Source organism: Flavobacterium sp., assembly GCF_046293665.1.
GTDB lineage: Bacteria > Bacteroidota > Bacteroidia > Flavobacteriales > Flavobacteriaceae > Flavobacterium.
On sequence record NZ_JBKBOL010000005.1, the window covers coordinates 54,664 to 67,649 of the forward strand.

The following is a 12,986-nucleotide window of genomic DNA, read 5'->3' on the forward strand; positions in this document are numbered from 1 at the left end:
TAATTTGAAAAAAAAAGTAACCATGGAACCGAATCGAAATTGGAAAAAGATAACCGAAGAAAAATACCTTTTTTTGGTTGGAGAAAAGAAGATAGGCGAATTAGAACTGCAGTATTCCAAATGGAAGCGTGGAGCGATTTTCAACATTGAAGGACAAATGTATACCATTCAACATTTTGGTTTTTGGAAAGACAAATTCCAAATCTCAGACTATAAAGGTAATATAGTCTTAAAAGGCTATTCCGAAAAATGGTTTTCCAGTCAAACTACCTTGGAATACCAAAACACCAAATTACAGCTTAAAATTAGAAACAATCCTCTGGCAGAATTTGTCATTACCAATGAGGTGTCAGATTGGCTTTCTTATAGTTTAGAGGCTGATGGTGCGAAGATTGTCACTAAAATAATTTCTTTGCCCGAGAACAATGATTATTTGCTTGATTTCCTACTTTGGTATCTCTTCCAACCGATTGCTCAAGAAAATACAGGCGATGAGATGGTTTTTCAAAGTTTATTGATGTCTTTATAGTTCCATAAAATTTCTAAGCGTCTTTTTAAATTCACAGAAATTGTTTTTGATACCATAAAAGTAAGTCGCTTAATGCGATTTTATACTACTTTTGTCAAAACTGATGGGAGCGAAAGGCTTGGGCAAAGAATAAACCATTTTCCTGCTTTCCGATACAATCTTTTATGTCTCGCCTCGGGTTAAAACCCAAGTCAAGACACAAAAGGATTTCCACTCCAATCAGGGCTAAAGCGCCATTCATAAATAAAAAAAACAGTTGTGTATTCGTGGTAAACCAACCCGAAGCTTGACACTTGAAACTCGAAACAAAAAATTTATGCCCAAAATATTAATCATCGAAGACGAAGCTTCCATCCGAAGAGTATTAATCAAAATACTCTCTGAAGAAAGTGATACTTACCTAGTAGAAGAAGCCGAAGACGGTAAACAAGGTTTTGAAAAAATCAAAAACGAAGACTATGATTTGGTGTTATGCGACATCAAAATGCCTAAAATGAGCGGTGAAGAACTATTAGAAGCCGTTAAAAAAATCAAACCAGAAATTCCAATGGTGATGATTTCCGGTCATGGCGATTTGGAAACTGCGGTGAATACAATGCGTTTAGGTGCATTTGACTACATTTCAAAACCACCCGATTTAAACCGATTACTAAATACCGTCCGAAATGCTTTAGACAAAAAGCAATTGGTTGTAGAAAATAAAATTCTGAAGAAAAAAGTTTCTAAAAACTACGAAATCATTGGTGAAAGCGAACCAATCAACCAAATCAAACAAATGGTGGATAAAGTAGCTCAAACTGATGCCAGAGTTTTAATTACCGGACCAAACGGAACCGGAAAAGAGTTAGTCGCTCATCAATTACACGAAAAAAGCGAAAGAGCGAATGCGCCAATGATTGAGGTCAATTGTGCCGCGATTCCATCAGAATTAATTGAAAGCGAATTGTTTGGTCACGTAAAAGGGGCATTTACTTCTGCCGTAAAAGACCGTGCCGGAAAATTCGAAGCTGCCGATGGCGGAACGATTTTTTTGGACGAAATTGGCGATATGAGTTTGTCCGCTCAAGCCAAAGTATTGCGTGCTTTACAAGAAAGCCTGATTCAAAGAGTTGGTGCCGATAAAGACATTAAAATCAATGTGCGTGTTGTAGCCGCAACGAATAAAGATTTGAAAAAAGAAATAGCTGAAGGTCGTTTCAGAGAAGATTTATACCATCGTTTGGCGGTTATCTTAATCAAAGTACCTTCTTTAAACGAAAGACGCGATGACATTCCGTTATTGATAGAACATTTCGCCGTGAAAATTGCTGAAGAACAAGGAAATGCACCAAAATCTTTTTCCAAAGACGCCATCAAATTATTGCAAGAATACGATTGGACCGGGAATATTCGTGAACTAAGAAACGTTGTAGAGCGATTGATTATACTTGGTGGAACTGAAATTTCGGAAACTGATGTAAAGCTATTTGCCAGTAAATAAAAGTTGTCTGTTCTCTGTTCTCGGGATTTAACCGATAACAGACAACCGACAACCGACAACTAAAAATATGAACTTAAAAAAAATAAACCCACAACTCCAACAAGCACTCATCGAACACGGTTTAACTGAAGCCAATGAGATGCAACAAGAGACTTTTTCAACCATTAAAAGTGGCGCCGATGCCGTAATTCAATCACCCGGCGGAACTGGAAAAACAACGACAATTGTCCTGAATGTCATTCAACGCATGGAGAAATCTATAGGGGAAAGTACCAGAACTTTAATTATTGTAGAAAATAAAGAACGTGTTCTGGAAATGGAAGAGTTGTTTTTGAAATATGGTACTTATACAGATTTAAGTATACTTGGTGTACATGACAAAGGCGATATTGATTATGATAAAAACGTTATTTCTATGGGTTTAGACATCCTGATCGGAACGCCAAATCGGATTAATGCTATGTTTGCTTCGGCCGGATTTAACATCAATACTGTAAAAATGTTTGTGGTAGATGATGCCGATATTCTTTTCCGCTTGCGTCATGATGCAATTATTCAACGATTAATGATGAGTGTTGAAAAAACGCAAAGAATTTTCTTTTGTTCTCAAATCACAGAAAGGGTAGAAACACTCGCCGAAAAAGTAATGATAGAACCGCTTTTCTTCGAAATGGAAGAAGAATAGCGTTTTAATTCGTAATTCATAATTTTTAATTCGTAATCAATACAATGGGACTTATCAAAATATTTTCAGGAGAAGAAATTCTCGCCCTTACTCTAAAAGATAAATTAGAAGAAGCCAACATTACGGTGGTCATTAGAAATAATAACCAAGCCAATGTGATACCAAGTATTCAAACCAATAAACCGGTAGAATTATTCATTCAAGAAATAGATTATGGCAAGGCCAATCCGGTAATTGAAGAATTTCGATTGAGTATTTAAATGAAAAAAAGAATTGATATAATACCATTTTTTCTTATTGTATTATTCATTTTGATGATTGATCGGTTTTTCTTTTTGCCCGCAAGAATGGAAGGTACTTGGGATTACGAATATGGAACTTATATAGGCGATTCAATTTCTTTTACCCAAAACATAGATATCATCAATAATTTTGAAATCAAAATACAAGAAGATAAAAAATTGGATTCGTTTTATCTGGTAGGTTGTTATTTTGGATATTTGTATTTGCTAAATAAAGAGACATTAGAGTTTACCAAGTATGAAAGAAAGGCTGCTTGGTTTTAATCTCGTTAAAAATCTTCAGTCGAATCCACCAACAATAAATAAAGATCCCGAAAACACCAATTATGGCAAACGAATATTTCAGATTCGTATTCAGAGCTATAAAAGCCGAAGTCAATGTCTTAGTGATAGTATTTCATTAAGAGACCATCTTCAAGCGGGATAAATGATGATCAATTGCGTCAGGAAAAGTTGAATGAGATTTTGGGGTAAATTAATCACAAAATTTATTTACGGAATCTGCAGCTTCAGGATGTTTTAGTTCTTTTGCTTTGTGAAAATCTTCACAAGCTGATTCTTTTTCGTGGATTAAAAGCTTTACCATGCCTCTTAAATAGTATAATGATGGTTGATTTTTTTTTAATTCTATCGATTTTGATATATCATTCAGAGCACCGTTATAATCTTTTAGCTTTAATTTACAAGTACCTCTGATTGAAAAAAAGTTAGGATTATCCTTTTCAGATTCACTAGCTTTTGATAAATCATCTAATGCACCTTTATAATCAGAAACTTTTTGTCTTATCATTGCCCGGCTGTAATATAGATCTGTGTAATTCTTTAACTTCAGGGCTTCGGAAAAATCTCTAATTGCACCACTATAATCCTTTAACTCATGTTTGCTCATTGCACGTTTGATGTAAAATCGAACATCATTGGGATTTATTCTTACGGCTTCGTCATACTCAACAATTGCTCCTTTGTGGTCATTCTTTTCTGCCCTTTTTAATCCATTATTATAATAATCATCAGAAGTTTTTTTGCAGGAAAGGAATAAAATAGTCAAAGAAAAAAGTATAACTTTTGCGTAAAATAATGAAAGCTTTTTTTGCATATCGAATAGGATTAATGGATAGCTAAACTATTTAAAAATCTTCAATCGAACCACCAACAACGAAATAAACACACCAAAAACCCCAATTATCGCAAACGAATATCTCAAGCTCGTCAATTCTGCGATAAAGCCAATCAACGGCGGACCAATTAAAAAACCCAAGAAACTTATGCTGGAAACTATGGTTAGGGCAATACCTGTCGGAACATTTTTATTGTTTCCGGCTACGTTGAAAATGATGGGAACGACATTGGAAACGCCAAAACCAACCAACATAAAAGCAATCATACACGGAATCATATAAGGTAATAAAACCGCCATGTACAAGCCACTCGAAATGACCAAACCACTAATAATAAGGATTTTTTTGGCACCATATTTCCCTACTAAAATATCGCTCAAAAATCTTCCCGAAGCCATGCTAATCATAAAAGTGGTGTATCCCAAAACCACCAAAGCGCCCGGAGCTTTTATAATTTCTTTGAAGTAAACGCCGCTCCAATCAAACATTATGCCTTCACTCGCCATGCCGCAAAAACAAATTACGCCCAGCCATAACAAAGTTTTGTCCGGATTTTTCCAAAATGAATAGTTTGACTTTTCTTCTTCTTGCCTTGATTTGGCTTTGATAATGTATTTATAATTAGTCAACAAGATTATCACAACAAAACCAAAAGCCACCAAAAAATGTTGGAATGGATTTAATTTAAAAGCCAGCATCAATAAACCAACCAAAGCACCAAAAAATCCGGCCAAGCTCCACGAACCGTGAAATGAACCAATAATAGGTTTGTCAAACAATTGTTGGGTATAAACACCTTGAGTATTAACAGCAATATTGCAGAAATTGCCAAAGAAACCAAACAAAAACAATCCCGCGGCTAAATGATAACTCTCCGTTGCTAGTCCTAATAAAGTCAGGCAAAATCCATACAGCAATAATCCCAAAATAGCAATAGTTCGGCTACCATATTTAGTGACAATTCTACCCGAAAACGGCATCGCAATTAATTGTCCAATTGGCAAAGCAAAAAGCATCGTTCCCAATTCAGCTTCACTCAATTGCAACATCGATTTCATATCAGGAATTCGGCTTGCCCAAGTAGAAAAACAAAATCCCATCCCAAAGAAAAACAACGATGTAGCCAATCGAACCCTATTGAGATAAGACTTTTTGGCTTTTCTAAAACCTTTTTTAATCTTGGCTTTGGGTAAAATTTTGGCCAAAAAACTATAGTCAAATAACGGCATAGCTGAAATCATTGGTTATAATAAGCAAAAATAGTTTTTTTAATTTATTAGCTCTCAAGACATCAGTATTACAACGTTATTGTTATTAATTTTTTTTGAGGTAGTCTGTCATTGTAACATTGGTACATTTTCAAATTGATACATTTCCAAATTAAACTATCTTTGCACCTTCAAAAAATCAGCAGATTGAAGTTTACCAACTTCCAACTTCTGACTTCCAACTCAATAAAAATGATTACAGTTAACGATATAGCCGTTGAATTTGGCGGTACCACACTTTTCAGCGAAGTCACTTTCGCCATCAACGAGACCGATAAAATTGCCTTAATGGGTAAAAACGGCGCCGGAAAATCAACACTTTTAAAAATTGTAGCCGGAGAAAACAAACCAACTCGCGGAAATATTTCGGCTCCAAAAGAAGCAGTGATTGCTTATTTGCCTCAGCATTTATTAGCCGCCGATAATTGCACAGTAATGGAAGAAGCCTCGAAAGCGTTTGCCGAAGTGTTTCAAATGAAAGCCGAGATTGATGAAATCAACGAGCAATTAACTATTCGTACCGATTACGAAAGCGATGACTACATGAAATTGATTGAACGCGTTTCAGAGTTAAGCGAAAAATACTATTCGATTGAAGAAGTGAATTACGAAGCCGAAGTAGAAAAAGTGCTCAAAGGATTAGGGTTCGAAAGAGAAGATTTTAATCGTCCGACATCAGAGTTTTCCGGAGGTTGGAGAATGCGTATTGAGTTGGCCAAAATTCTTTTGAAACAACCCGATTTAATTTTGCTAGATGAGCCAACCAATCACTTGGACATGGACAGTATTCAATGGCTCGAAGATTTTTTAATCAATCAAGCGAAAGCGGTGATGGTGATTTCTCACGATAGGGCTTTTGTTGACAATATTACCAATCGTACTATTGAAGTGACGATGGGTAGAATTTACGATTACAAAGCCAAATATTCGCATTATTTGGAGTTGAGAAAAGACAGAAGAATACACCAACAAAAAGCCTACGACGAGCAGCAGAAATTCATTGCCGACAATCAAGCTTTTATTGAACGTTTTCGTGGTACTTTTTCCAAAACGGATGCGGTTCAATCGCGCGTTAGAATGTTAGAAAAAATTGTTCCCATTGAAGTCGATGAAATCGATACTTCAGCCTTGAAATTAAAGTTTCCTCCTTCGCAACGTTCCGGACAATATCCTATAATTGTGCGTGATTTGGAGAAATCTTATGGTGATCATTTGATTTTTAAAGACGCTAATTTAGTCATTGAACGAGGACAAAAAGTAGCTTTTGTGGGGAAAAACGGCGAAGGAAAATCGACCATGATCAAAGCCATCATGAAAGAAATTGAAATCAATGGTGGTAGTGTTGAGGTTGGACATAATGCACAAATTGGTTATTTCGCCCAAAATCAGGCAGCATTGTTAGACGAAAACGCTACTATTTTTGAAACGATTGACAATATTGCCGTAGGCGAAGTTCGGACGCAAATCAAAAATATTTTAGGAGCCTTTATGTTCCATGGCGATGACATTCAGAAGAAAGTCAAAGTGCTTTCCGGTGGAGAAAAAACGCGTTTGGCCATGATCAAATTGTTATTGGAACCAGTCAATTTGTTAATTCTTGATGAGCCTTCAAATCATTTAGATATGAAAACCAAAGACATCATCAAAGAAGCATTAAAGGATTTTGACGGAACACTAATTTTAGTATCACACGATCGTGATTTCTTAGATGGTTTGGCCGAAAAAGTGTTCGAATTTGGAAACAAAAGAGTGAAAGAACATTTTGAAGATATTAAAGGTTTCTTAGCCTATAAAAAAATGGAGAGTTTGAAAGAGATAGAAAAATAGTGTTCAGTCACAGTCACAGTTTTCAGTTATGATAAAACCCGTCAAATTCTAGGAACTTGGCGGGTTTTGTACACTTAACAAATCTCAATTTAACTATTTTTTGCTCTTTTCCATCATATCAAGAATGCTTTTGTTTCCTTTTTTTTCCTTTGGTTTACCATTTTTAGTAGAGATAATCACCACGCCTTTTTTGCCTTTTTCACCATAAATAGAAGTCGCTTTTTCCTCCTGCAGTATGGAAATAGAGTCGATTTCTTGTTCACTTAACGGTGTGTAAGGACTGGTTGGGTTTGGACCGAATAATTCTTTTTCGGTGTATTCCACACCATTGATAATATAGAGAGGATCAGGAAGTACGATGATGGATTCAATTTCGTCCATTTCAACTTCTTTCACCGTTTGTTTATTGTTTACCTTGTCATCAAAAACTAGTAAAGGTTTTTCTTTTTTGGCATTTGAGACTCTATTTTCTTTATTGATGAAAAGTTCTACATCCTGTGATTTTGCTTTTCTGTCTTCTCGTTTTTCTGAACTGATATACCCTTGGCTGGCTTGCGGTAGAGGATTAAGATAGGCTTTGTTGAGTTCTTTGTCAGCTACAGGAGTTACATTTTTATCTTCTTCAATCTGAATGTTTTCTTGAACAGCTACCTGACTTTCTGTTGCAATTTGTTCTTTCAAAATAACCGCAGCATCTTTTTTAATATCCGGATGAACCGTTTCAGTCGTTACAACAGCCTCATTATTTGGTGTTTTTAGTTTTGGAATACTGTCTTTTTGGACAATAACCTCATTAGTATTACTTGTTGGCTGGTCATTTTTAAAAAAATGGTAACCTAATGTCGTAACCAATAGAAGTGAAGCTGCAACAGCAATTTTTTTCCAAAGGTTACTTTCTTTTTTCAGTTCTTTTTGGTCCAGTTTTTCTTCGACACGGTTCCAGACTTTCTCCATTGATGCAAAATCGGGCGATTCAGCGTTGTCGGCTGCCTTTTTAAATTGATTAAAAATATCTTGATTTTCCATGATTATTTTGCTTTTTGATAATAAAGATTGTTCACTAAATCTTTCAGTTTGGTTTTAGCGACATTCAATTGTGATTTCGAAGTACCTTCAGAAATATGGAGCATAGCAGCAATTTCTTTGTGTCCGTAGCCTTCAATAACAAAAAGGTTAAAGATGGTTTTACAACCTTCGGGAATTAAATTGAGTAAGTTGAGCAAATCTTCTTCTTCTAATGGTGTTTCTTGTGGGCTTTGTGGCTGAATGCTAAACGAGGTTTCCTCTAAATACAAATTGAAATTCACATTGCGTTTCAATTGTAACAAACATTGGTTTACGGTTATTTTTCGAGCCCAAGCTTCGAAGGCACCGACTTCTTTTAATTGGTCTAGCTTGGTAAAAATCGTGAAAAACGCATCGGCTAATACTTCTTCTATTTCTTCTTCCTTTTTTAAATACCGTTTGCACGTTCGATACAGCTTAGGAGACAAGTAGTCATATACTTGCCGCTGTGTCTCTCGGTGCATTTTTTTACAGGCTGCTATTTGCGTTTCGTTGATCACTATGAATGTCTTTATAGGTAAAGAGTGCTATTTGTTTAAAAAGGTTGGGAAGAGGTTGAAAAAAAGTTGGGAGTTTGGAGTTATCAGTTAGGAGTGTTTAGTTTTAGGAGGTAAATGTCAGACTCCAAAACTTCCGAATCCGTGTCTTCACAGAGTAAAAATTCGAGTTCCTTTTCGGATTGTTTGTATAATGTCATGCCTTCGAATTTATGGGTGTTTGAAATTTGTTGGGTGAATTCGACTTTGAATGTTTTAGCATCCATGCGTCCGATGATACTTCCTAATACTTCGCCGTCTAGGTAAGTGGAATTAGTGTCTTCTGCGGAAGCCAGAAAATAGATTTTATCTTCTACTAAAATGGCGTCAGTGAAAGTGGCTGCTACATTTTTGATTTTGGGTAAATCAATTGGCACATATTCGAATTGTTGATTTTGTGGAGTGTCTTTGCTGTAAATAACCGCATTTTTGCCTTTAGCGCCATTGCCTCTTTGGAAGAAATAAATATGGTCATGGTTCATGAGTAAGCCTTCGATATTTAACTCATCATCGGAAATGGCGAACGCTTGTTTGATTTTTTGGTAAATGACGCCTATGTTATTTTTTTGAATTTTTCCGGTTGGAATGGCATAATTGAAAATCATGTTTCGGTTTTCGGTTGAGCCTGAACCCAAAAGCACTAAGTCGGTTCCTTTTAACGCTATGGCTTCAAAATCGGGTTTGTCTTTTTTGGCGATGTTGTCTTGGGCGTTTTCGACTAAAGCGATTTTGTTCAGTTTTTCGGTCGGAATCGAATATTCGTAAAGAAAAGTACTGTTGTCCGAAATCAGATAAAGTTTGTCCTCGTAGTAAACCAATCCGGATGCCGAACCAATGCCAATGATTTTGAATAGTAGTGAAAGTTGAAATTTTTCCATAAGTTAGCAGTAAGTAATTAGCCCCGATTGCAGCGGCATCCTTTTTATTGCTTTTATTGAAAGACCTTCAACAGTGATTAAGGTGAGTAAACAATAAAAAGATATAGCGGAAAGCGGGAAACAGCTCCTACAAATATAAACATTGAACGTATGAAAAACATCAATCCTGAAGATTTTAGAGTGAAAGGCAAAATTGAGTTGTCAAAATTACCAACTCGATTAGACATTGATACCAGTAAAGAAGAAGAAACTTTGGCTTTGGATAAGGTGCAACTCAAGCTCAGTAAGAAGCAAGATGCGATGTATGCGCACAACCGACATGCGTTTCTGATTTGCTTGCAAGGTATGGATACCAGTGGGAAAGACAGTTTGATTCGCGAGGTTTTTAAGGAATTCAATCCGCGTGGCGTTGTGATTCACAGTTTTAAAACGCCGAATTCAGCCGAATTAGAGCACGATTATTTGTGGCGTCATTATTTGGCTTTGCCCGAAAAAGGGAAGTTTGCCGTTTTCAATCGAACGCATTATGAAAACGTTTTGGTGACGCGAGTGCATCCGGAATATATTTTGTTTGAAAATTTGCCCGGCATAGAAAAAGTAGAAGACATAACACCGCAATTTTGGGACAATCGCATGGAACAAATCAATAATTTCGAAAAGCATATAGCCCAAAACGGGACTACAATTTTGAAGTTTTATTTTCACATGAGCAAGGACGAGCAGAGAAAACGATTGTTGAAACGTTTGGAAAACCCGGAAGACAATTGGAAATTTTCTACAGGTGATTTGAAAGAACGCGATCGTTGGGATGATTACATGAAATACTATGAAGAAGCCATCAGCAAAACCGCCAAAGACCATGCACCTTGGTATGTGATTCCGGCCGATGATAAAGGCGTGGCACGTTATATAGTAGCGCAAACGATTTGGGAAAAACTGGAATCGCTCACGGATATTACGGAACCTGAATTGGATCCGAAAGTAAAAGCTAACATTGAGGTTTACCGAGAGCAATTGAAAGGATAAAAAAAAGCGCTGAAATTTTCAGCGCTTTTTTTGTTGAACAGAATGTATGGTTTACAGTTCAAAACCATAAGCCAAACGAACACCTAATTGACCAATACCTTTTCCAACGGTTCCGTTGTTATTCAGTTTTGGGAAATCTGTGTAATGTTCGTAACGCAAACTTATATCAATATATTTGGTTGCATAACCTATACTTGGTGCTACTAAAAAGGAGGTCTTGTCATAATCATTAGTTACGGCAATAGCGGCTCCGGCTTCTCCCATGATGTAGAATTGATCATCCCAAATAAAGGCTTTAAAACCTGCTTTTACCGGAATAAATCCTAAATCGTTGTCATCACCGCTAACAAAAAGGTTAGAAAAACCGGTGGTTAATGTCAATGAGTTTCTTTTAGATAAATCATATTGTAATCTGGCATCTACTCCAAGCGCTAATTTATAAGGTTCTTGAAAAACATAGCCACCGCTGATACCAATCCCTAATTTAAATTTTTGGTCATAGTTTTCCGTTGGTGTAGTTTCTTGTGCTGTAATTTTAGTGATTGAACCTAAAGTCATTGCTAAAACCAATAGCATTTTAATCGTTGTTGTAATTCTCATAAATATTTTAATTTTTGTTTTGTCTTACTTTGAAAACCATAGGCGGTAACAATTTTGACGGTGCAAAAGTATTGGTATTATTAACCGACTTTGTTACACATTTATGGTTGTTTGTTGTATAATTCTTTGCTTGTAATACATGGTTATCATTATTAATTAAAAGTTTGTTGCTTTATTTCAGTTAACCTAAGTACTTTTGCAGTCAAATTTTTGCAAAGTGAATTTAGCGCAATACACCAAAGAGTTTCGATACAATCTTCAATTGGCTTATCCTGTAATTTTGGGTATGATTGGTCATACCTTAGTGGGAATTGTTGACAATATTATGGTGGGAAAAATTGGCCCAACCGAATTGGCAGCTGTTTCATTGGGCAATAGTTTTGTTTTTATCGCGATGTCACTTGGCATCGGTTTTTCAACTGCCATTACACCATTGGTAGCCGAAGCACACGGAAAATCAAATCGTGAAGAAGGCCGATTGGCTTTTCACCATGGGTTGTATTTGTGTACCATTTTAGGGTTGTTTCTTTTTGGGGTTATCTTTTTTTCAAAGCCGCTTTTGTCTTATATGGGACAACCGGAAGCGGTGGTTCAATTGGCGAAGCCTTATTTGGATATCGTTGGGTTTTCGTTGGTTCCGTTGATAGTTTTTCAGGCTTACAAGCAGTTTGCTGACGGAATGAGCCAAACCAAGTATTCGATGTGGGCAACCATTGTTGGCAATGTAGCCAATGTAATCATCAATTATTTATTGATCTACGGAATTTGGTTTTTTCCAAAATTAGGCATTATCGGTGCGGCCATTGGTACGATAGCTTCCCGAATTATCATGTTGCTTTTTATGCATTATATCATGAAAAGTAAGACCAAGTTTCATTATTATTTTGAAGGTTTTACTTTGAAAGAAATCAAACGAGAAATCAATGTTAAAATCATCCGATTAGGTTTTCCTTCTTCGATGCAGATGTTTTTTGAAGTCGCTTTGTTCACCGGAGCCATTTGGCTTTGCGGCATGATTGGAACGACCAGTCAAGCAGCGAATCAAATTGCGTTGAGTTTGGCTTCATTAACTTTTATGTTTGCTATGGGATTAAGTGTTACCGGAATGATTAGAGTCGGAAACCAAAAAGGCAAGCAAGATTACGCAATGTTGCGTAGGGTTGGGTTGTCGATTTTTCTTTTAACCGTTTTATTAGAAATTGTTTTTGCCTTACTTTTCATCATGTTGCACAATGTGTTGCCTTATATTTTTGTCAATATGAATGAGACAAAAACTTTGCTAGAAAACCAAGAAGTAATTGCGATTTCAGCACAATTGTTGATTGTCGCTGCTTTTTTTCAAATATCTGACGGAATTCAAGTCGTTGTACTCGGTGCTTTACGCGGTTTGCAAGACGTTAAGATTCCTATGTATATCACTTTTGTAGCCTATTGGATTATCGGTTTTCCGGTGTCTATTTATTTAGGATTGTACACTAATTTGAAAGCCGTTGGCGTTTGGATAGGATTATTAGCAGGTTTAACAGCCGCCGCAATATTTTTGTATATTCGTTTTAATTTTTTAACCAAGAAGCTATTGAAACAAAACTCATAACTTGAAGAAAAAAGAGGATAGAATATAGAAAATAGACTTTGTTGTTGTGTATTTTTGTCTTTATTCTTTTCTCTATTT

14 protein-coding genes are annotated in these 12,986 nt (G+C 36.1%); 8 read left to right on the forward strand and 6 right to left on the reverse strand.

What is annotated here, in order from left to right; translation table 11 throughout:
• Window positions 1-22 precede the first annotated feature (22 nt).
• From ACK4R1_RS08955 to ACK4R1_RS08975, 5 genes are all read left to right on the forward strand, one after another.
• Window positions 23-529 (forward strand): hypothetical protein, encoded by a 507-nt coding sequence (locus tag ACK4R1_RS08955; protein ID WP_409686055.1) that lies wholly within the window; start codon window positions 23-25, stop codon window positions 527-529.
• Between the two features lie 316 nt (window positions 530-845).
• A complete protein-coding gene (locus ACK4R1_RS08960; RefSeq protein ID WP_409686057.1) occupies window positions 846-2,009 on the forward strand; it encodes a sigma-54-dependent transcriptional regulator in 1,164 nt (387 codons plus the stop codon).
• Window positions 2,010-2,076: 67 nt separating this feature from the next.
• A complete protein-coding gene (locus ACK4R1_RS08965) occupies window positions 2,077-2,694 on the forward strand; it encodes a DEAD/DEAH box helicase (RefSeq protein WP_409686059.1) in 618 nt (205 codons plus the stop codon).
• A 44-nt stretch (window positions 2,695-2,738) separates the two neighbouring features.
• The gene (locus ACK4R1_RS08970; protein WP_409686061.1) at window positions 2,739-2,954 is read left to right on the forward strand and encodes a putative signal transducing protein; all 216 of its coding nucleotides are present in this window, start codon (window positions 2,739-2,741) and stop codon (window positions 2,952-2,954) included.
• Between the two features lie 54 nt (window positions 2,955-3,008).
• Window positions 3,009-3,260: a hypothetical protein gene (locus ACK4R1_RS08975; protein ID WP_409686063.1), complete on the forward strand. Its 252-nt coding sequence runs from the start codon at window positions 3,009-3,011 to the stop codon at window positions 3,258-3,260.
• A gap of 211 nt (window positions 3,261-3,471) precedes the next feature.
• Here the strand turns inward: ACK4R1_RS08975 and ACK4R1_RS08980 are convergent, their stop codons facing one another.
• Together ACK4R1_RS08980 and ACK4R1_RS08985 are read right to left on the reverse strand one after the other, a co-directional pair.
• Entirely contained in the window at window positions 3,472-4,092 is a 621-nt protein-coding gene (locus ACK4R1_RS08980) for a tetratricopeptide repeat protein (RefSeq protein WP_409686064.1), read from the reverse strand.
• A gap of 27 nt (window positions 4,093-4,119) precedes the next feature.
• A complete protein-coding gene (locus tag ACK4R1_RS08985) occupies window positions 4,120-5,355 on the reverse strand; it encodes an MFS transporter (RefSeq protein ID WP_409686066.1) in 1,236 nt (411 codons plus the stop codon).
• 219 nt (window positions 5,356-5,574) lie between these two features.
• Here ACK4R1_RS08985 and ACK4R1_RS08990 point away from each other — a divergent pair, with 219 nt between their 5' ends.
• The gene (locus ACK4R1_RS08990) at window positions 5,575-7,209 is read left to right on the forward strand and encodes an ABC-F family ATP-binding cassette domain-containing protein (RefSeq protein WP_409686068.1); all 1,635 of its coding nucleotides are present in this window, start codon (window positions 5,575-5,577) and stop codon (window positions 7,207-7,209) included.
• 93 nt (window positions 7,210-7,302) lie between these two features.
• Here ACK4R1_RS08990 and ACK4R1_RS08995 read toward each other — a convergent pair whose 3' ends face one another.
• From ACK4R1_RS08995 to ACK4R1_RS09005, 3 genes are all read right to left on the reverse strand, one after another.
• On the reverse strand, window positions 7,303-8,235 hold the full coding sequence (locus ACK4R1_RS08995) for a hypothetical protein (protein WP_409686070.1): 933 nt from the start codon (window positions 8,233-8,235) through the stop codon (window positions 7,303-7,305).
• 2 nt (window positions 8,236-8,237) lie between these two features.
• The gene (locus tag ACK4R1_RS09000; protein ID WP_409686071.1) at window positions 8,238-8,738 is read right to left on the reverse strand and encodes an RNA polymerase sigma factor; all 501 of its coding nucleotides are present in this window, start codon (window positions 8,736-8,738) and stop codon (window positions 8,238-8,240) included.
• A 119-nt stretch (window positions 8,739-8,857) separates the two neighbouring features.
• Window positions 8,858-9,688: a DUF6929 family protein gene (locus tag ACK4R1_RS09005; RefSeq protein ID WP_409686073.1), complete on the reverse strand. Its 831-nt coding sequence runs from the start codon at window positions 9,686-9,688 to the stop codon at window positions 8,858-8,860.
• Window positions 9,689-9,838: 150 nt separating this feature from the next.
• Between ACK4R1_RS09005 and ACK4R1_RS09010 the strand changes: the two genes are divergently transcribed.
• On the forward strand, window positions 9,839-10,714 hold the full coding sequence (locus tag ACK4R1_RS09010) for a PPK2 family polyphosphate kinase (protein ID WP_409686075.1): 876 nt from the start codon (window positions 9,839-9,841) through the stop codon (window positions 10,712-10,714).
• Between the two features lie 51 nt (window positions 10,715-10,765).
• On the opposite strand, the gene ACK4R1_RS09015 is transcribed toward ACK4R1_RS09010, so the two are convergent.
• Entirely contained in the window at window positions 10,766-11,314 is a 549-nt protein-coding gene (locus ACK4R1_RS09015) for a hypothetical protein (protein WP_409686077.1), read from the reverse strand.
• Window positions 11,315-11,531: 217 nt separating this feature from the next.
• On the opposite strand from ACK4R1_RS09015, the gene ACK4R1_RS09020 reads away from it, so the two are divergent.
• A complete protein-coding gene (locus tag ACK4R1_RS09020; RefSeq protein ID WP_409686079.1) occupies window positions 11,532-12,908 on the forward strand; it encodes an MATE family efflux transporter in 1,377 nt (458 codons plus the stop codon).
• Window positions 12,909-12,986 lie beyond the last annotated feature (78 nt).